At 36.8% G+C, this 20,601-nt stretch carries 12 protein-coding genes and 1 pseudogene; 3 read left to right on the top strand and 10 right to left on the bottom strand.

Annotated features, from left to right (window positions below; all coding sequences use genetic code 11):
- Positions 1-27: 27 nt before the first annotated feature.
- A complete protein-coding gene (locus AC3QLY_RS04080) occupies positions 28-1,482 on the bottom strand; it encodes a gluconokinase (RefSeq protein ID WP_218331071.1) in 1,455 nt (484 codons plus the stop codon).
- 180 nt (positions 1,483-1,662) lie between these two features.
- Between AC3QLY_RS04080 and AC3QLY_RS04085 the strand changes: the two genes are divergently transcribed.
- Positions 1,663-3,315, top strand: a complete 1,653-nt coding sequence (locus tag AC3QLY_RS04085; RefSeq protein WP_074420471.1) for a SulP family inorganic anion transporter — start codon at positions 1,663-1,665, stop codon at positions 3,313-3,315.
- Between the two features lie 398 nt (positions 3,316-3,713).
- Here AC3QLY_RS04085 and AC3QLY_RS04090 read toward each other — a convergent pair whose 3' ends face one another.
- The 6 genes from AC3QLY_RS04090 to rhaT all read right to left on the bottom strand — a co-directional run bounded on the left by AC3QLY_RS04090 (position 3,714) and on the right by rhaT (position 11,479).
- The gene (locus tag AC3QLY_RS04090; RefSeq protein ID WP_074420472.1) at positions 3,714-4,874 is read right to left on the bottom strand and encodes an alpha-hydroxy acid oxidase; all 1,161 of its coding nucleotides are present in this window, start codon (positions 4,872-4,874) and stop codon (positions 3,714-3,716) included.
- An 87-nt stretch (positions 4,875-4,961) separates the two neighbouring features.
- The gene (locus AC3QLY_RS04095) at positions 4,962-6,347 is read right to left on the bottom strand and encodes an FGGY-family carbohydrate kinase (RefSeq protein WP_492990701.1); all 1,386 of its coding nucleotides are present in this window, start codon (positions 6,345-6,347) and stop codon (positions 4,962-4,964) included.
- Between the two features lie 129 nt (positions 6,348-6,476).
- The gene (locus AC3QLY_RS04100; protein WP_074421249.1) at positions 6,477-7,751 is read right to left on the bottom strand and encodes a sugar isomerase; all 1,275 of its coding nucleotides are present in this window, start codon (positions 7,749-7,751) and stop codon (positions 6,477-6,479) included.
- Positions 7,752-7,785: 34 nt separating this feature from the next.
- A complete protein-coding gene (gene rhaM, locus AC3QLY_RS04105) occupies positions 7,786-8,163 on the bottom strand; it encodes an L-rhamnose mutarotase (RefSeq protein WP_228733177.1) in 378 nt (125 codons plus the stop codon).
- A 92-nt stretch (positions 8,164-8,255) separates the two neighbouring features.
- Positions 8,256-10,376, bottom strand: a complete 2,121-nt coding sequence (locus AC3QLY_RS04110) for a bifunctional aldolase/short-chain dehydrogenase (protein WP_288071122.1) — start codon at positions 10,374-10,376, stop codon at positions 8,256-8,258.
- A 23-nt stretch (positions 10,377-10,399) separates the two neighbouring features.
- On the bottom strand, positions 10,400-11,479 hold the full coding sequence (rhaT, locus tag AC3QLY_RS04115; protein ID WP_288071121.1) for an L-rhamnose/proton symporter RhaT: 1,080 nt from the start codon (positions 11,477-11,479) through the stop codon (positions 10,400-10,402).
- Positions 11,480-11,623: 144 nt separating this feature from the next.
- Here rhaT and AC3QLY_RS04120 point away from each other — a divergent pair, with 144 nt between their 5' ends.
- Positions 11,624-12,649 carry a GntR family transcriptional regulator gene (locus AC3QLY_RS04120; RefSeq protein ID WP_074420947.1) on the top strand — a complete coding sequence of 342 codons (1,026 nt, stop codon included), beginning with the start codon at positions 11,624-11,626 and terminating at the stop codon, positions 12,647-12,649.
- Positions 12,650-12,913: 264 nt separating this feature from the next.
- Here AC3QLY_RS04120 and AC3QLY_RS04125 read toward each other — a convergent pair whose 3' ends face one another.
- Positions 12,914-12,964, bottom strand: coding sequence for a hypothetical protein (locus AC3QLY_RS04125; protein WP_492991251.1), 51 nt, complete (start codon positions 12,962-12,964; stop codon positions 12,914-12,916).
- Between the two features lie 85 nt (positions 12,965-13,049).
- Positions 13,050-15,623, bottom strand: a pseudogene (locus AC3QLY_RS04130) (family 78 glycoside hydrolase catalytic domain); the annotation flags it as partial.
- A gap of 365 nt (positions 15,624-15,988) precedes the next feature.
- On the opposite strand from AC3QLY_RS04130, the gene AC3QLY_RS04135 reads away from it, so the two are divergent.
- Positions 15,989-17,317, top strand: coding sequence for an IS5 family transposase (locus tag AC3QLY_RS04135; RefSeq protein WP_074420946.1), 1,329 nt, complete (start codon positions 15,989-15,991; stop codon positions 17,315-17,317).
- Between the two features lie 52 nt (positions 17,318-17,369).
- Here the strand turns inward: AC3QLY_RS04135 and AC3QLY_RS04140 are convergent, their stop codons facing one another.
- A complete protein-coding gene (locus AC3QLY_RS04140; RefSeq protein ID WP_074419870.1) occupies positions 17,370-20,417 on the bottom strand; it encodes a glycosyl hydrolase in 3,048 nt (1,015 codons plus the stop codon).
- Positions 20,418-20,601: the final 184 nt, after the last annotated feature.

The following is a 20,601-nucleotide window of genomic DNA, read 5'->3' on the forward strand; positions in this document are numbered from 1 at the left end:
ATAGTATGGATAAAAGCTGCTGAACATTTATTCAAGCGGCTTTTTTAATAATCCCAAATTTTTCAGCGCTTCATTATACTGCAAAAATACTTTTTGGTATATCTGATGTGAAGCCGCTTTGGGCATATAGACCGTTAAATTATTTTTTGATGATGCTACGTTGGCATGTCCGGTAGCTTTGGCACCTATCATAACAGCACCCAAGGCAGATGTTTCAACAGTTGCAGGTAATTGAACGGGTAATCCACATATATCGGCCAGCATTTGCACCCATTCAGCACTTTCAGCAAAACCACCTCCGGCGTAAATACTTTCCACATTGCTATTGGTTTTTAGCAAAGCCAGTATAATGGTGTAAACATTCAATAAAACCCCTTCCATTACTGCTTTAATACAATGAGCACGGGTATGCTGTTGGGTCATTCCTAAAAAAGCTGCTGTAGCATTTGCATTCCACAATGGGGCTCTTTCTCCGGCAATAAAAGGTAAAACCAATAAGCCATTGCTTCCCGCAGGTATGGCTGCTGTTTCTGCTACAAGTGTAGTATATGTGTTATTTGATTGCAATATTGCCTCTTTCAACCACTGTAAAACACTGGCACCATTATTAGAAGCACCACCCATTACATAAGTAGTATGTTGAAGATGGTAACAAAATGTTTGCATGCCATCATCTAACTGAGGAGATTGAATTGTCCTTCTGGCCGCAGCACTGGTACCAATAGTAACTGCTATATTCCGGTCATCAATAATACCCATTCCTAAATTAGCCAGCGGGCCATCTCCGGCACCAATTACCAAAGGAATGGCATTTGCCCAGTTGGGGAGCACTCCATTTTTTACATAAAAAACGGCATCTGTTTGCACAATTTCAGAAAGTTGTTGTTTGGATATATTGGCCAGCGATAAAATACTATCATCCCATTGTAACAAATAAATATTACACAAGCCCATTGCCGTTGCCAATGAAGTATCAATAGCATATTTACCTGTTAATGCATGCAGTACATATTCTTTCATTCCTATAAATCTGGCTGATTTTTTAAAAACATCCGGATTGTTTTTTTGAAGCCAAAACAGTTTGCAAAGCGGTGTCATGGCATGTACAGGAACGCCTGTTTTCTGATAAATTTCACTTGCTATACCGTTTTGGTGCAAGGTCAGCGCTTCTTGTGCAGCTCTTGTATCACTCCATAAAATGCAATTGGTTAAGGGTATACCTGCGGCATCAATGGCAATGAGCCCATGCAGTGCCGCACTAAAACTGATACACAAAGGTGGCTGTTGCAAATAAGCTGCCACTTCCAACACACAGTTGATTACGGCCTGTAAAATTTTATCGGGATGCTGTTCTGCAAAACCGGGCTGAGGATATAAAGTTTCATTTTCAATTGCATAACGATACAGCATTGTAGCATTTTTTGAAAATGCAACTGCCTTGATTGAGGTGGTGCCCATATCTATCCCTAAAAAATATTCCATATCTGCCAACTTTATGAATCAGGAAACAATTTACAGTAAGTTATTGCATTCCGGCAAAATGGTTGTTCTCCCTGTTTTAAAAATTGATAAAACTCACTTTACTGATTGATAAGGTTTACCACTAAAGCTGCCTGCCTGTGCTAATTTTGTGGAAATCATTTCTAAAATCAATTTTATAATATGTTTTTTAAACCAAAAATATTAGATACGCTTCAACATTACACATTACAGCAATTTATAAAAGATTTACTGGCGGGGTTAATTGTTGGCGTTGTAGCATTGCCCCTGGCAATAGCTTTTGCCATTGCTTCCGGAGTTTCGCCGGAAAAAGGATTGTATACAGCTATTATTGGTGGTTTTATTGTTTCTGCTTTAGGTGGCAGTAAAGTGCAAATAGGAGGCCCTACCGGCGCTTTTATTGTAATTGTATATGGCATTGTAATGCAATACGGTATTAGTGGCTTAGTGATTGCAACTTTTATAGCAGGCATTATTTTAATTATTATGGGCTTAGTGCGTTTGGGTACCGTTATTAAATTTATACCTTACCCATTAATTGTTGGCTTTACCAGCGGTATTGCTTTAATTATTTTTTCATCGGAAGTAAAAGATTTTTTGGGCCTTAACATGGGCAGCGTACCGGCAGGATTTTTATCGAAATGGTATCAATTTAGTTTACACATAAACACAACTAACGTATATGCATTGGCGATTGGAGCAGTAACACTACTGATTATTATTTTCTGGCCGCGTATTTCACATAAAATACCCGGCTCACTAATTGCCATACTTCTTACTACTACTGTAGTGCAGTTTTTTCATTTACCGGTTGAAACCATTGGTAGTCGTTTTGGTGCTATCCCCAATCATTTACCGGAACCCATTATTCCTACCATTAACTTTTCCGTTATTAAAGCATTAATTCAACCTGCATTTACCATTGCTTTACTGGGTGGAATAGAATCATTGCTTTCTGCTGTGGTAGCAGATGGCATGATAGGGGGTAACCATCGCTCCAATACTGAATTAATTGCACAGGGAACCGCCAATCTCTTTTCAGCCATTTTTGGTGGTATTCCGGTAACCGGCGCCATTGCACGTACAGCTACCAACATCAAGAACGGCGGACGTACACCTATTGCGGGTATTATTCACTCCATTACACTTCTTTTAATTCTGGTACTGGTGGGCAAATGGGCTGCTTTAATACCTATGCCGGCCTTAGCCGGCATTTTGGTAATTGTTGCTTATAACATGAGTGAGTGGGAAAACTTTGTATCTATTTTAAAAGGCCCTAAAAGCGATATGCTGGTTTTATTGGCTACTTTTTTCTTAACGGTTTTAATTGATTTAACTGTGGCCATTGAAATTGGGATGGTACTTGCTGCTTTTCTGTTTATGCGCAAAATGATTCAGTTTAGCGAAGTAAATCTGTTGCCAAAAGAAATGGAGAATACTGATGCCGACAATGCCTCCATTGGTAATTTTTCCATACCGAAAGAAGTGGAGGTTTTTGAAATTTCCGGGCCTTTATTTTTTGGCGCAACTTATAAGTTTAAAGATGCCATCAAATTCATAGAAAAAACGCCTAAAGTGCTTATTATTAGAATGCGGCAAGTACCCATGATTGATGTTACCGGCATTAAAACATTACAGGAAATTTATAAAGAATCGAAACACAGAGGTACAAAACTCATTTTATCGGAAGTAACCAGTGCACAGGTAATGCAAGAAATGAAAGCAGCCCGTTTATTGTTTGCAATTGGAAAAGCCAATGTTACTGAAAGTTTTGAAGGAGCACTAAAAAGAAGTCGAACAATTTTACAGTCCTAAATAAGGCTGTAAACAAAACTGTGTCGAAGTTCAAAAATGATTTATTTTCTATACAAAATGCAAAGCACCCTGCGTTTTGACAAGGCGCCCACATCTTTTATTTAACATAATCACATTTTCCTGAAAGACAAAGACGGTGTTTTCGGGCTTTTTTTAAATTTCCTCGACAGGTATTCGAAACATCTTCGAAACAATCCAATATTTATGCAGGTTCTATCGAACCAGTGTCGAAAATGGCAGGGAAATTGCTACTTTTGTATTTGCTTTGGAATATGTTGAAAAACCAGACAGATTTATTTGGCAGGTGCATTGTTAATTTAAATCGCTTCCAGAAATACAATTGTTTGCTATAAAATTAGTGAGAAAAAAGGGACGGTTATCAAATGAATTTTTTTATTTTAAGATGAACGTTTTGTAACAAGGAAGTTACTGAAATCTTCTACCCGTTCACAACAAATTTGCTGCATTACTTGTTGCAACTGTGTTTTTAGAATAGATATCGAATGATTGCCCCCCTCTTTGCCCAATGCTGCTACACCATACATAAATGATCTTCCAAGAAAGGTAAATTGTGCGCCCGAAGCCAGTGCTCTGGCAATATCGGGACCTGAGCGCAAGCCACTATCTAACATAATTTTTATTTTATCTCCATAAATTTTAACCACTCTATTGAGTGAATGAATAGAAGACTCTCCTGCATCTAATTGTCGGCCGCCATGATTAGAAACAATGATACCATCGATACCCAGTTTAATAGCTGTTTCTGTATCTGCTTCACTTACAATACCTTTTAAAACCAGCTTTCCCTTCCACAGATCACGAATGGCAGCTACTTTTTCTTGATTCAACCTACCATCAAAAGTCTTGTTCATAAATAATCCCAGATGATGCATATTCATCTTTTTCGGTATATATGGTTTTAGCACCTGAAAAGAAGGCTGGCCGTGTATCAGTGTTTTAATGGCCCAATTAGGTTTGCCCATTATTTGAAGTATATTGTTTAAGGTCATACGCGGAGGCATGGCCAATCCATTTTTTATTTCTTTGGGACGATAACCAAAGGAGGGCACATCACTTAAAATAACCAAAACCGGATATTGTGCAGCTTCAACTCTTTTAATGATTTGATCCCGCAGACTGTTTTCTGCCGGATGGTATAACTGAAACCACGCTCTTCCTTCTGTAATTTCACCAATACGCTCAATACTACTGGTACTTACTGTACTTAATGTAAATGGAATATTATGTTCAAAAGCTGCTTTGGCCAATATTTCCGGTGCATTGGGCCATATTAATCCTTGTAATCCTATAGGTGCAATTCCAAAAGGGGCATCATAGGTATGCCCAAATAATTCTGTTTTCATGTTAATACCTGCATAATTCTTAAGGTATTCAGGCAGCAACTCTACCTCACGGATTTCAGCGGTATTTTTCTGAAGATTAACTTCTTCATTACATCCGCCATCGAGGTATTCAAAGGCAAACCGGGGTATTCTTTTTTTTGCTTTTTCCCTTAAATCTTCAATGGAAGGAAAATTAGAATTATAAATAAATTTCATTTAAAAATATTTTACTTTAAAATTTTATTTGTTGCCCAATTATTAAAAAATTGATTCAATTTATTTTGAAGCATTATCGCACTGCTTTTATACTTTATCATCATGAATTCCGGAATATAATTTCAAATCAAAAATATCGGTAGGTAAGGGTTTGGGATTCCAGTGTTGATGTATGGCTAAGGCAGCGCCTAATGCTGAAGCCTGAGGCAAACAGGTACTATAGACCTCCATTTGAGGATAGGCCATTGCCAGTAAATGCATGTAAATCTGATTTTTACTAAACCCTCCATCTACAAACAATCGCTTTACAAAACAATTCTCTAATACCAGATTGGTACTTTTTATTTGTTGCACAATTAAATCGGCCACAAACTGGTGATATGCTTCTTCATAACTGCTAAAATCATTTAAGTTTCTTTGATCAAATCCTGATTTAGCTCTCATCGCTTCCTCTGTAAACTTATCTGAAAAACCATGTACAGTTTTCAGACTATTATATATGTTCAAATCAAATTGAACAGTTTTATAATAATGCAACGGTTTATGAAAATGCTCCGCAAGTGTTTTTATTTGCTGCTCATGTTCATATCCTGCGAATAACCGAGACGCTTTAACAGGGATTCCTTTATAAGAAAGATAGCAAAGGCAATCTTGTTGCAATTCAAGATCACTTAAAGGAGTTTGATTAAATGGGTTTAAAGTAATACACCAGGTGCCGGTTGAAAGAAGCAGGAATGGTTCATTAAACGAAATAAGATAAGGAATTAATGCCGCAGAGCTATCATGCAAACCAATACCAACTGGTATGGTATTGTTAATGTATCCGGCAATACTGTTACTACCAATAACAGGTGCCATTTTAGGCAAAATGCCTTCTTCTTTTACCCAGGTATGGTATTGATTATTTTGAAAATCCCAAAGATGGGTATGGCAACCAATACTGGTTATGTCAGAGCCAGGATTGCCTGAAAAAATAAAACTTAAATATTGGGGAAGGTGCAACGCATATTTTATATTGGCAAACACCTCCGGCTTTTCATATTTCATCCGGTATAGCTGCATGCCAGAATTAAGATTTCCCAATATGGGCGAAGCAGTTTGTTTTGACAGAGCATTTTCTCCACCATAAGTTTTATAAAATTTTTCTCTGAGGCTGGGAGGATACGGTTTCAGATAATTATATAAAGGAGGAATTATCTTTAATTCTACATCCAGATAAACAAAACTGGCACCATATCCTGAAATATTTATACCCTTAATTTTATATTTTTTATCATTTAATATATCATTACGAGAAATTTGAATCCATTTAGTTAACGCCTCTACATCTTCGCAGGGAAAATCATCCTTATCTTTTATTTCTTTCAATTGGGTACTTTCTTCTTGTACCAGTTTATATTGTTCATCAAATAGCAATCGTTTTTTATTAGTTTTACCCACATCAAAAATTACAATTACATTTTTTTTGTTCATATGGTTTAGGGTCATCTAAGAAATCATATTAAAAAGTATTCTCAGTGCATTACAACTTTAAATTAATGTTCTATTCTTCTCTGTAATTTACAAACTATTACATTATAATGGCTTTATATTTAAAGCTTATTATAATCCTGTTGCTAAAGTTTTTATGCCTCTTTCCTTAATTAATTGTTTCCTTACCTTTTGGCTACGGTACAATGCTATCGGATTTATGGCGCCACCTGCCCGTACCCTTGCTTCTGCTACCAATGGCCGAACATCCGTTCTAAATGCATTTTGTAGAATTTCTTGTGCGGTTACTACATCATTGCACTGTTGTGCTTCCACTAATTTTTCTCTATCCACCAATAATGCCTGTGCATAAGCAATCATAATGGCTTCTACTGACTGCAATAAATCTTCTAATGGGTCTTTAACATTGTGTGATGCATCAATCATCCATGCTAAATCAGAAGCATGATTCATTTTATTTGCATCCATTCCTTCTATCAGTTCATTAAAAATTAAAAATAACTGATAAGGTTTTATGCTTCCAACAGTAAGATCATCATCACCATATTTTGAGTCATTAAAATGAAAGCCCCCCAGTTTTCCTTCCATTAATAATAGTGCAACAATTTGTTCAATATTGGCATTGGGCAAATGATGGCCCAGATCAACCAATGTATATGCTTTTTTGCCCAGCTTTGAGGTATATAGCAACGATTGTCCCCAATCACCAACAGTAGTTGAATAAAAATTAGGCTCAAAGGCTTTGTATTCTACAAACATCTTCCAATCATCCGGTAAAGCACTATAAACTTCCTGTAAACTTTCCAATGTATTTTGGAAGGCTTTTCTAAAATTGAGCTGCCCTGGAAAACAGGAGCCATCGCTTAGCCAAACGGTCAACGATTTTGAACCCAGTTCAATGCCATGATGTATTACCTCTATGTTGTGATCAATGGCTTGTTTGCGAACAGCTTTATCAACATGTTGCATTGAACCAAATTTATAGCTCAATTTTTGATGGGGTTGATCCTGAAAGGTATTGGAGTTCATCGCATCGAACTTTAGGCCATGCTGTGTTGCAAGTAATTGAATATTGGATGCATTTTTGGGAATATCCCAGGGGATGTGCAAGGAAATAGCACCGCTTGACTGATTTAGTGCATGAAGCAACCCGATATCTTCTATCTTTTCTTCGAGATTACGTGGTTCTCCACCTCCGGGGAAACGACCAAACCGGGTACCTCCTGTCCCTAATGCCCAACTTGGAATAGCGATCTGAAAGTCAATTATTTTTTTAATTATTTCGTCTATGTTGGATATGCCGGCTGCAACAAATTCATAATTACGTTTATGTACTTGACTGTAGTTTTTGTTGTTTTCCTGTATTAAGGTTTTGTTGATTATCATGGCTGCAATTTTTCATTATCGTTTTTTCAAAATATCAAGGCAAATAAAAAACCTCCTGCAATGGGACAGAAACCGGAGAATTATCTGTATTTGTTTCCATTATATCTTTCATATAATTCCACCATTTTTGCATAACCGGGTGCAATGCTAAATTATCCGGCTTTCCTGCATTATTCATTTTCATTACCCCAAATAAGTTATAAGTTGTTTCATCTAAAAAAATAGAATAATCGCTAATGCCGTTAGATTTAAGCAGAAACGAAAGTTCCGGCCATAATGCTTCATGCCTTTTTTTATATTCTTCCTTACAACCTTTGTTCAATTGCATTTTAAAAGCAACCCTAACGATTCCTGAATACACCGGTGATTGTTTTTGAGTAGAATTATTTTGTATTTCATTATTAACTTGCATATTATAATTAATTAAACAAGCATACATAAGAATCAAAAGGTTGACAGATTAGAAAATCATCAACGATTTGAAACTAGCTTATGCGAAAAAAATTATCTTACAAATGCCATAGCAACGCCTCCATCTACATTTAAAATATTTCCGGTGGATTTATTGAGAAGACCGCTCACAAAAGCAAAACAGGCATTGGCAATATCTTCAGGTAATATCGTTTCATGTAGCAGAGTTCTTTTAGCATAAAAATCCGGAAGTTCTTCTACTTTAATTCCATAAGCTTTAGCCCGCCCTTCAGCCCATCCATTGGCCCAAATATTAGAATCGCTAATAACAGCATCGGGATTCACAATATTAACCCGTATTTTATCCCCTCCTAATTCAGCAGCCATTAACCGGGATAAATGAGCCTGCGCCGCTTTTGCTGAACCATAAGCGGCATTATTAGCACCTGCAACAATTGAATTTTTTGAAACAATATTAATAATATCACCACCTAATCCTTGTTTTCGCATCATGTCGATTGATGACTGTGAAACCAAAAACTGGCCTTTCACCAATATATCATATAATTTATCCCAATCTTCTGTGTTATGTTCTTCAATGGGTTTAGAAATACTGATACCTGCATTATTCACTACAATGTCTATCCCGCCAAATGTAATTGCGGCCATTTTCAATGCTTCCGATATTGATAGCTGGCTGGTTACATCCAACATCACCGAAGCGGTACTATCTTTTCCAAAAAGCTCTTGAAACTTTTTTGTAGTAGTGGATAATCTTTCATCATTAATATCATTCAGAATAATACAGGCCCCTTCTTCTGCTAACTTTTTTGCAATTGCTTTTCCTATTCCCCCGGCACTGCCGGTAACCAGTGCGATTTTGCCGGTTAATGCTTTGGGGGTTGGCATACGTTGCAGCTTCGCCTCTTCCAATAACCAGTATTCAATATTGAATGCTTCCTGCCGGGGCAATGAAGTGTAGGAAGAAATGGACTCTGCACCTTTCATTACATTAATAGCATTAATATAAAATTCAGAGGCAACCCGAGCGGTTTGTTTGTCTTTTGCAAAGGTGAACATACCCACACCCGGATATAAAATTACAACCGGATTGGCATCACGCATAGCAGGGCTATTGGAGTGCTTACAAGTATTATAATAATCTGCATACATTTTCCGGTAAGCATCAAATAAGGGGGCTAATTTTTCCTTGACTGATTTTACATCATTTAGTTTTTCACCTGGTTCTAAATTCAGTACTAAGGGGCTGATTTTAGTGCGTAAAAAATGATCAGGGCAAGAAGTGCCTAATGGTGCCAGCCTGTCAAGGTCATTACTATTAATAAATTCTAACACATTTTCATTATCTGTAAAATGACCAATCATATTGGTTTTTGATGAGCAAAAACCACGCAATATCGGTGCTAATTTTGCAGCCTGATTTAACCGTTTTTCTTTTGGTAAGGCTTCTAATTTTTTTCCGCCAAAAATTGATTTGTTCTTTTTTAAATGGTCTTCGATATAGGAAGCACATTTTTCTACTACATCTAATGTATTTAAGTAACATTCATATGCCGTATTGCCCCATGTAAATAAACCGTGTGAACCGAGCATAATGCCTCTAATACCAGGATTTTCATCTAAACATTGTTTTAATTTAAGGCCCAAATCAAATCCTGGTCGTTGCCATTCAACCCAGCCAATTGTTCCACTGAATAATTCTTTGGTAATTTTTTTACCATCTTTGGCTGCTGCTATGGCAATAGCTGCATCGGGGTGTAAATGATCAATATGTTTAAATGGAAGAAAGCCATGCAATGGTGTATCGATGGATGGCGCTTTAGAGGCTAAATCGAATATACAATGATTAAACAGCTCAACCATTTCATCTTCGTGCTCAATACCACGATATACCTTTTTTAAGTTACGCAGGCGGTCAACATATAATGCAGCTAAACCACTTTTCTTTAAAGTACCAATATCTCCGCCACTGCCCTTTACCCACATTACTTCTGTTTCGTTGCCTGTCAGCGGATCTTTTGCAAATGTTTTGCAAGAGGTATTGCCACCGCCATAATTGGTCAATCGTAAATCTGCGCCTAATAAATTTGACCGGTAAATTAATAATGCCACTTCATCGTCTTTCATTGAAGCTGCCACTTCATCATTCCACAAATAACTTACATGTTTAAATACAATTGTTGGTTCTACCATAAAACTATTTTTTCTTCGTTAAATTATTTGATTGAATTGCCATAACCTACCATAATAACTGAAACAATAATGGTAATGATGCCAACAATAATGGTTGTTTGGGTTTTTTTACTCACTTCTTTCCATTCTTTCAATGCAAAACCCCACATATTAGCCACTAAAATGATAAACGACATGTGCAAAATCCATGAACTGGCTCCGTTACCCAACTTGCTTTCGCCCATGCCATAAAAGAAAAATTGTAAAAACCAAAGTGTGCCTGCTAATGCACACAAAAGATAATTTTTGATAAGTGGCGTTTTTTTATTGGTGTAATCACCAAAAGTTTTATTACGAATATTTAAAAATAATGTCCAAATTAAGTTAGTGGTAAGTCCACCCCACAATAAAACAATATAAATTACATTATTGCGATATAAAAAATTACCGGTTTCTAAAGGATTGGATGCCTTCCACGCCTCATTAGCAGCATCTGCCATTTTAGAACCCGCTTCAATGCCATAATTAAAACAAGCGCTAAGAATACCTGCCAGGATGCACACAATTAATCCCTTTACTAAGTTGAATTCTTTTACACTTTCTTTCTTTTTTTCTTCTGATAATTCATGTTCTTTTAAAACACCTGCTCTTCCACAAATAAAAATACCGACTAAACAAAGCACTACACCTATCAGCACAACTTGCCCCCATGATTGAGTTAGCAGGTCATGGAAAGTAGTCTTGCCATCTTGCGGGTAAAAGTTATAATAAATAGATGGAGCCAAAGCGCCAAAAGCAGAAGTAAAACCAAGTAAAACAGAATTGCCCAATGACATGCCCAAATAACGCATACCCAAACCATACATTAAGCCACCGATACCCCAAAGCACTCCCCAAAAATAAGTCCAACTAAAAGTAGAAAGCGATGATTGTGAAATAATTTCTGCAAAATGTGGAATGGTAAGCCAGGCTGCAATGGGTGGAATAATTAACCATGAGAACAAACCACCTACTATCCAAAAAGTTTCCCAATGCCAGCCTTTTACTTTAGTATAAGGCACATAAAAACTACCCGATGCCCCACCACCAATAAAATGAAAAATAATGCCTAATATTATTTGCATAATAGCTATATGAATATTAAATTTAAGTAAAAATAATCTATCCATTTTTACCTCTGTCCTGCACTATGCTGATTCGTGCATCCATCCCTTTTTACAGTTTATATTTGTTAAATTATTGTATTAAAGTATTATTTTAACCAAAAGATGTCTTACTTTTTTAAATTTATAGAATTAGATACTTTATCTGCCACACCCAAATATTTGCAGATTGCTAATTCAATTATAAAAGCAGTAATTAGTGGTAAATTACAAGACAATGATATTCTTCCCTCTATCAATGAGTTTAGTAGTGAAATGGATGTATCTCGCGATACAATTGAAAAAGGTTACAGCTATCTAAAAAAAATTGGCATATTGGCTTCTATTGCAGGTAAAGGCTATTTTATTAAAAACTCAAAATTATTGCAGTTTTATAAAATTTTCCTATTGTTTAATAAACTAAGTACCCATAAAAAGATCATTTACGACTCCTTCATTGAAACCTTAGGCCAGTCGGCTACTGTTGATTTTTATATTTACAACAATGATTTCAATTTATTTAAAGAATTACTCAGTAAAAGTATTGATAATTATACCCATTATGTAATAATACCTCATTTAAGAGAAGACAATAAAACATCTACAGAAATTTTAAAACTTATACCAGCTGGGAAATTGATTTTATTAGATAAAAATATTGACAGCATGTGTGGGAATGCCAGTACAGTTTATGAAAATTTTGAACAGGATATTTATAATGCATTGGAAGAGGCGCTTCCCCACCTCAACAAATACCACACTATTAAAATAATATTCCCAAATTACACTTATCACCCCAATGAAATTTTGAATGGATTTGCCAGGTTTTGCAGCGAATATGCCTTTAACCACACTGTTATTGATGAAATAGAGGAAGAAAATATTGAGGATGGTATAGTATATATTAGTTTAATGGAAGATAATCTGGTAACGCTAATAGAAAAGATTATAGACAGGGAAAAAGTAATTGGAAAGGATGTTGGCGTTATATCATACAATGAAACACCTTTAAAAAAAATTATTCTCAACGGCATTACTACAATATCTACAGATTTTAAGTTGATGGGGGAAAAGGCGGCAGAGATTATTTTAAATAAAGAGCAAGCTCATTATGCCGTTCCGTTTCAATTAACATTAAGAAATTCATTGTGAAACTGTATGAATTGAATATTGTAAGCAAAATGGAAATACAAGCATATTAGCGTAAACATCCTAATTTAGTAGTAGGGGTAAAACTGTTAACTTTTGTCAGCAATATTTAAACAGAATGTAATTTTGAAATTTTAAAAAGGGGGCTACTACAACAACCTAACAATTAAAGGAAAAAAGATTAATGAGCCCCCTTGCTTTTCATAGGATTAGGGAGTATTTATTTTAGCTGTGATGTAAAATGATAATGACCGGAACCTGCATTAATTACCATATATCCTCCTTTCTGGCTGATAATTTCAAGGTCTTTTGAATCAGAAACAGGTAGGTCGCCTTCCCAAATTGTGGTTCCGTTTTTTGCGGGAACAAATATTGTTGCTGATGTGTTGGCTGGTATTTCAACATCCATGATTATTTTATCCCCTTCAATTTTCCAACTATTACTAAGTTTTCCATAATAAGTAATCAGGCTTGCTGATGCAAAACTGAAACCACCACCAATATGCGGTTTTATTTTGATGTGCTTATACCCTACTCCGTCTTCATACGTATCCAGCCCCACCATTTTGCGATACATCCAATCGCCGATGGCACCATAAGCATAATGATTAAAAGAATTCATGCCTGGGTTTTCAAAAGTTCCATCAGGTTTTTCTCCATCCCATCTTTCCCAAATAGTGGTAGCGCCCATCTTTACAGGATATAACCAGGAGGGATAGGTTTCCTGCAACAATAATTTATAGGCTATACTATCATAACCAAAACGCGTTAACACATGGCATAGGTATGGCGTGCCTAAGAAACCTGTTGTAAGATGAAAATTGTAACTCTTAATATTTTCAGCCAGTCTTTCTGCAGCCTGTACCCGCAGGTTTTCTGGCAACATATCAAAATTGAGTGCCAGCACATAGGCCGTTTGTGTACCAGAAACAAGGCGCCCGTTGGGGGTCATGTATTCTTTTATAAAGGCATCTTTTATTTTTTTCAAAAGGCCGGAATAAAAAGAAACATCTTCTGTTTTGCCCAAAACATTTGCAGCATTCATTAATAATTGTGTGGAATGCGCATAAAAGCATTGTGCAATTAAATATTTATCAGTAACAGCAGCACGGCCATCATTATCATCATCGGGGCGATAGAATAACCAATCGCCAAAATTAAATCCGGTATTCCAAAGGTTATTAATACTTTTTTTGTGCATGTATTCTACCCAAGCTTTCATACTGTTGTATTGATCATCCAGTATTTTTTTATCGCCATAGGCTAAATACATGTTCCAGGGAATAATTGTAGAAACGTCGGACCATCCGGCAGAGCCTGCTGATTTGAGCCCAAGCACATTTGGTATTACAAAGGGAACGCTACCATCCGGCAATTGGTCGGCTGCCACATCTTTCATCCATTTTTCAAAAAAATTATACACCCCCATATTAAAAGCAGCTGTTCTGGAAAATACCTGGGCATCACCAGTCCAACCAAGTCGTTCATCGCGCTGTGGGCAATCAGTTGGAACATCTAAAAAATTACCTTTCTGCCCCCACTGTATATTATGTTGCAATTGATTAACCAGGGGATTGGAAGTAATAAATGTGCCTGTTTCTTTCATGTCTGCATAGATTGCAACGGCCGTAAAATCATCAGGATTCGGATCTCCTTTTATCCCTTCAATTTTTATATACCGGAAACCATAATAGGTAAAATGCGGTTCAAAAAATTCATCCCCATTCCCATTAAGGATATAAGTAGAAGTGGCTTTGGCAGCCCGAAGGTTTTCGGTATAAAAGTTGCCTGCCTTATCCAATACCTCGGCATGCTGTATCACTACCGTATCACCCGCATTCCCCTTCACATGAAGCATTACCCAACCCACCAGATTTTGTCCAAAGTCGATTACTTTTTCTCCTTTGGGTGTAGTGATAACCTTGATGGGTTTAAAAGTTTCATGTTTTTTTGCTGGTTCGTTATAAGTAGCCACGAGGTTGCCGTAGGAAAAATTCTCCACTTTTACGCCGTTCCATTTTGTATCATCATATCCGGGCATTTCCCAGCCTGCTTTATTTTTTCGGGCATCGATGGTTTCCCCATTGTAAATGCTGGAGCTGATAATACTACCTGTGGAGCATTTCCAACTTTCATCAGAAAGTATGGTTTGCTTAGATCCATCCGCATAAACAATTTCAAACTGGAGCAGAAGGGAAATGTCTTTCCCATAAATATTCTTATTATTTTCCCATGCCAAATGCCCGCGGTACCAGCCACTGCCCAGCGTTACACCAATGACATTACCGCCTCTTTTTATCAAATCGGTTACATCATATACCTGGTACTGAAGCCGTTTGTTGTAGCTCGTCCATCCGGGTGTAAAATAAGCATCTCCTACCCTTTTGCCATTTATCTGTGCTTCATATAAACCATGTGCTGTAATATAGACAGTAGCCGATTTTATTTTTTTAGAGGCATTAAATTGTTTTCTAAACATGGGGCTTGGGCGCAGAACGGAATCTTCTATATAACCTGGCGCAATCCATTTTGCTTTCCATTCATTATTATTTAAGAGTGCCATTTGAAAAAATGCAGGGGCACTCCATGCAGAAGATTTTCCTTCATTATCCCAAATCCGAACCTGCCAGAAATATTTTTTCCCCGATTGCAAAGCTGCTCCATTATACATTACATGAACTGATTGATCAGAAGTGATTTTACCGCTATTCCATTGCAACTTTTTCCCTTTTTCCAATGTGGATATGTTTTCGCCCACCCTTATTTCATAAGCTGTTTGCATTACCTTCCTTTTGGGGGAATTTAATTGCCAGCTCAATTGTGGTTGTATAATACCAACGCCAACAGGATTGGTAAGGTTTTCTGTAAGCAGGTTCTCAACTTTTATCTGAGCCACAGATGTATTTACTAACAGAAGAAAAATAGAAAATAATAACAGAAAAATAGAAACCCGAAAAAGTGAATATATTTTAAGCATCGTAAAATAGATTTAACAGTGAAGTATCAAACATAATGAATCTAAAGTGAAATTAGTTTAACATTTAATAATAACCATCCTGCACTATCCGGCTTATTAATTCAGATTTGGCAAATAAAAATATCATTGTTGCCCGATTAAAATCGGGGTTAACTAAGCTGTATCCCATTTCAATAAAGGATTACAGCTAATAAATTAATTGTTTTAAATTTAGTAGTAGTACCCCTTTTAAAACCATATCATCTAATTAGTCGTTCCTCAAAAACGAATAGAACACAATGGGATCAATAGTTTATGAACAAATGCGGATAAAAAAGGTTGCAGGAAAAGAAAGAAAAGGATAAAAAAGCTTGCAAATTTGTAGCATGTTAGCAAAGCAAAAATCAACAAGCCAACTTGGTTTTTACAGTACGTTTGAAGAGCAGTTAAGCCACGGGCATCCGCTGTATATTTTAGCAAATAGGATTGATTGGAAAATATTTGACGAAGCGTTTAAAAAGCATTACAGTGCCTCTCAGGGAGCACCTGCCAAACCAATCAGGCTAATGGTATCACTACTGATTTTAAAACAGCTTCGCAATTTAAGTGATGAGAGTGTGGTAGAACAGTGGGCTGAGAATGCGTACTATCAATACTTTGGTGGCGAACAATTATTTTCAGTTAAACCACCATGTGTTGCAACGGAGTTGGTGGAGTTCAGAAAACGTATTGGTGAACAAGGTGTAGAATTAATTTTCAAAGAAAGTATGCGCATCAATGGTAAAGATGCAGATGATGATAATCTAAGCGGTGATACAACAGTGCAGGAAAAGAATATCACTTATCCAACCGATGATAAGTTGTACAAAAAAATAATTGTAAAATGTCAGAAGATAGCAGCAGAAGAAAACATCGAGTTGCGTCAGAGTTACAAGTTTACAGTAAAGAAACATAGCACCATACAACGGTTTAAGAAAAACAAAGGCGGCTTTGCAAAAGCAAGAAAGGCAAGCAAAAAAATTAAAACCATAGCAGGCAGATTGGTTCGGGAGATAGAAAGAAAACTTGAACCCGATGATGCAAGTAAGTATGCAATGGATGTATCATTGTTTAAAAAAGTATTAGCACAAAAAAGAAGTGACAGCAATAAAACCTACAGTCTTCATGAGCCAGAAGTAAAATGTTACACCAAAGGCAAAGAGCATAAGAAGTTTGAGTTTGGTAGCAAAGCATCATTTTTAATCACACAAAACACCGGAGTAGTTGTAGGTGCATTAAACTTTAGCGATAATGTACACGATTCAAAAACATTACCGGCAGCAATACAGCAATATGAAAGATTGATGAAAAAAGAACCCAAGAATATTTTTTTAGACAGAGGTTACCGAGGTGCGAAGATGATTAACAATACAACATTGCACACGCCAAAGCCTGATAAAAACATTACAGCAACGAAAAGAAAAAGACACAGTCGCAGAGCCGCAATAGAACCGGTGATTGGTCATCTAAAACAAGATTACCGAATGGCAAGAAATTATCTGAAGGGAACAGTTGGGGATGCCATCAATGTAATGTTAGCAGCATCAGCCATCAATTTTAAACGAATGATGAACAAATGGAAAGAGCAACTTGCTATTTGGGCACTCAAATTTTTGCAACTTTTTAATTTTTATTGCAACAATATTTTTAATCGAACATTGAAAATTACTTTTTGAGGGTTGACTAATTATGAAAAAATCGTGTTTTTATTTCGCACCAATACATTCATTAAAAAACCTCTCTTTGAATGATAACCGGCCCAATCAATCCTGATTCTAATAAAGGGGAGTTTTTGTTATATGGGTCATAAGTTGTAAATGTATATCTTTCACTTGTTCGTTTTTCACCTTTTAAAAGCCATTCGGGAAATTGCCCATCTTTTACACCATCATACGGCAAATGATCATCACCAATCAAACGGTTTGGCCATAGATTAGCTACTGATATCTCCAACTGATTATTCTTTTGTTTTACTATTCCTGTAATATCTACTTTCCATGGGGCGGTCCATACCACTCCCAAATCATGTCCGTTTATCACTACATGGGCCATGTTTTTCACATTTCCCAAATCAAGGTAAAGCCGTTTATGATTGCTGGTATCGCCTGCTGTAGGGAGATCAAAATTCTTTTGATAAACTGCTATTCCCGAATAATATTTTATACCATTTTCCGAGCGGCAAGTCCAATCCATAAGGGTATCAAATTTTACTTTTTCAGGTCCTCCCAATTTAGAATCGAAAGCTAACATCCAAGGCCCATTTAATGTTGCTATTTTTTCCATTTCAGGAAAATTCTTTCCCCGGACTGTTGCTCCTATTGAGCCTTTTGCAAATACGATGAAGTAACTCTGGTAAGTATCAAATTGCAATGGCATGGTGGTTTGTTCATCATTTACAGAAAATTCAGGCAATCTCCTTGTTTTGCCGGTTAAAGGATCCCAAAGTTCAGGATATCCCTTATTCGAACGGAAAATACAATTAGCTTTTACAGGATGATTGCTATAATTAGATACAAAATAAATATCCCAGTCTTTTGAGGTTCGATGTGTATAACGAAGCGATGCAGATGATTCAAAATCTTTTTTCACATCCATTTTATTTAGTAGGTTGGAAGTAAAATCATAATCAGGATAAAGCGTCCCCAACTTTTGATTGATAAGATTTTTACCCCATATAATTTTCCCTTTTCCATAAATACGATCAGACACTTCATCAGGAACCTGCATACTTCCCCACAGTTCTTTAGCCATTACCCCTACTTGGTGGTCACATTCTGGATAATTAGATAAACCTGGTGATTTTCGGGGAGGATTGCCTATAACAACAGCGCCATCTTTAATAAGTTCTTTAACTTTTCCAAGCAACGCTGGACTCATAGTTGCAACAGCTGGCAAAACCATTAATCTGTAGGTAGCACCACTTGGGAATATGATTTGATGATTCTTTACCGAAGCAGAATATAGTTGCCCGGGAGCACATCCATCAAAATTATATCCACGCCTATCGGGAAGAATAGAATCACCCACCATTGCCGATGATGGCGGAAGAAAAACCTGCGGGGCGCCTTCTGGTGTTAAGTACAAAATGTCAGCAACTGATTTTCCTTGTTGTAAAATATACTGACAACGGGAAATATAAGTATGATAATCAGATACCATCGGCCACCATGTCTGTTTTCTATCCCAATGAACTCCATACGGACCCATCGTCATGCCGGGACGTAATGAATCAGCTAAGGGTTTGTGTTCAAAAGTGTGATAAAAAAAACGATTAATACCGGCTGCAAAAGCCCAGTCTCCCTGGTTCTTCATAGATCCGGGATATTGTTTCCACGCTTCGCTTCCTCCGGCGGTAAAGGCTTCTGCCTGAACGACCGGGATTCCTTGAATGTGTGCAACAGAAGTCGCTTCTATACAACTAAACGAAGAGTTAAATCCATACCCTTTGCTCCAAAACTCGCACATTGGATTATCTGCTACTGAGCCAAGTTCCAGGTCTGCAGTTGGGTTCATATCATAGGGTTCAATAGATAATCTCAACCCGTGTCGGTGCGCATATTTTTTTACTTGCCAGGCATGATATGCTAAAACTAATTCCTGACTAGTTTGCCGCAAATCCCATAAGAACCGTTCACTTACCTCCCGGTTCTCTACAATATTGCCAGCATAAACGGGAAAAAACGGTAAAGGATCATATCCTCTTCTTTTAATAAATTCCTGCCGGAATTTTGGTGTCCAATTTTGAGATCCCATTTCCCAGCTATCTATGTGGAGTACATGTAACCCTCCGAACTTTGTTGTATCAATAGTTCCTATATTATTGAGAATGGTACCTACGTATTTTTCAAGATGAGCATTTAAAGCAACTGTGTCAAATTTATCAGCTTCAAATCCTAAACCCTGGACAGGTGCGGGGCGGGTAACAGCCCCATTGTTGCGACTTCCAAATCTCATGATCGTCCAGTTACCAACAGGAGCTACCCAGTTTAATGTTCCATCAGGCCGAAGTTTATCCGTAAGGTCAATAATCTGATTTTTTTTGATGTCTGCAGCAGGTGCATCCGCATAATCACTAAATGAAGCTAAAAACGGTTTAACGCCTGGTTTTGAGCTAAATGGAGCACGATAATAAAGTGCTTTTTCATCAATGTCTTCTATTTTTTTATTAAGCGCAGGAGTTGGAAAGGCAAGCACGGCAACATCTTTATAGAAATCATTCCATTGTTTTTTTAATTCCGGAGAAAACACTCCTTCACCAAAATATGGCTTTTTGGGTAATGGTACGGGGAGTTTAATTTTATGGTTACCTGGTCCTGAAACATAAATTGTACTGGAAACCAAATGTTGCATCGACTGGTCAGGAGCAACCCAAGGCCCGCCACTTCCGTTCCATCCAGGCCCTATTCCCAATGTCATTCTGATTCCTAACTTTTCACATTCAATCACTGCGTGCTTAAACAATTGCTGCCATTGGGTACTTAAAAAATCAACAGGGCCGCGGGGAATTCCTACATTTACTTCAAGGAATATGACATTTCGAATACCGGCCTTTTTCATTGATTCTAAATCCTTAGTCATGCCATCCTGTGAGAGATTCCCATCCATAAAATACCAATAAACGCCAGGACGGGATGAATCAGGAGGATTAAGAAAAGCCTCTTTGAAAGTTTTTATATCAGACTGAACAGGTTTTATACCACAACCATAAAAGAGAAGCACTACAATTACGAAATAAATACTAATAACAACTATTTGAGTTTTTTTATTTACTGTCATTATGATTTATTTAAATGGTTACTATTCTCAATCGTATTTTTCTATAAAAATCATGGCTATTTAGAATATTTTAAAAAATCAACTAAATTGTGTGTAGAATCAATTTCCCTTTTTCACAGCATCCAGAAATTTCACTATGTGAAATATATCATGCACATGATAACTTCCTTCCTGGCATTCCTTC

The sequence above is a fragment of the Hydrotalea sp. GW822-HT8A01 genome (genome assembly GCF_058798575.1).

Bases quoted from the DNA above. Each gene is read 5' to 3' on its own strand.
- AC3QLY_RS04080 (WP_218331071.1), bottom strand. From the start codon at position 1,482: ATGGAATATTTTTTAGGGATAGATATGGGCACCACCTCAATCAAGGCA.
- AC3QLY_RS04085 (WP_074420471.1), top strand. From the start codon at position 1,663: ATGTTTTTTAAACCAAAAATATTAGATACGCTTCAACATTACACATTA.
- AC3QLY_RS04090 (WP_074420472.1), bottom strand. From the start codon at position 4,874: ATGAAATTTATTTATAATTCTAATTTTCCTTCCATTGAAGATTTAAGG.
- AC3QLY_RS04095 (WP_492990701.1), bottom strand. From the start codon at position 6,347: ATGAACAAAAAAAATGTAATTGTAATTTTTGATGTGGGTAAAACTAAT.
- AC3QLY_RS04100 (WP_074421249.1), bottom strand. From the start codon at position 7,751: ATGATAATCAACAAAACCTTAATACAGGAAAACAACAAAAACTACAGT.
- rhaM (WP_228733177.1), bottom strand. From the start codon at position 8,163: ATGCAAGTTAATAATGAAATACAAAATAATTCTACTCAAAAACAATCA.
- AC3QLY_RS04110 (WP_288071122.1), bottom strand. From the start codon at position 10,376: ATGGTAGAACCAACAATTGTATTTAAACATGTAAGTTATTTGTGGAAT.
- rhaT (WP_288071121.1), bottom strand. From the start codon at position 11,479: ATGCAAATAATATTAGGCATTATTTTTCATTTTATTGGTGGTGGGGCA.
- AC3QLY_RS04120 (WP_074420947.1), top strand. From the start codon at position 11,624: ATGTCTTACTTTTTTAAATTTATAGAATTAGATACTTTATCTGCCACA.
- AC3QLY_RS04135 (WP_074420946.1), top strand. From the start codon at position 15,989: ATGTTAGCAAAGCAAAAATCAACAAGCCAACTTGGTTTTTACAGTACG.
- AC3QLY_RS04140 (WP_074419870.1), bottom strand. From the start codon at position 20,417: ATGACAGTAAATAAAAAAACTCAAATAGTTGTTATTAGTATTTATTTC.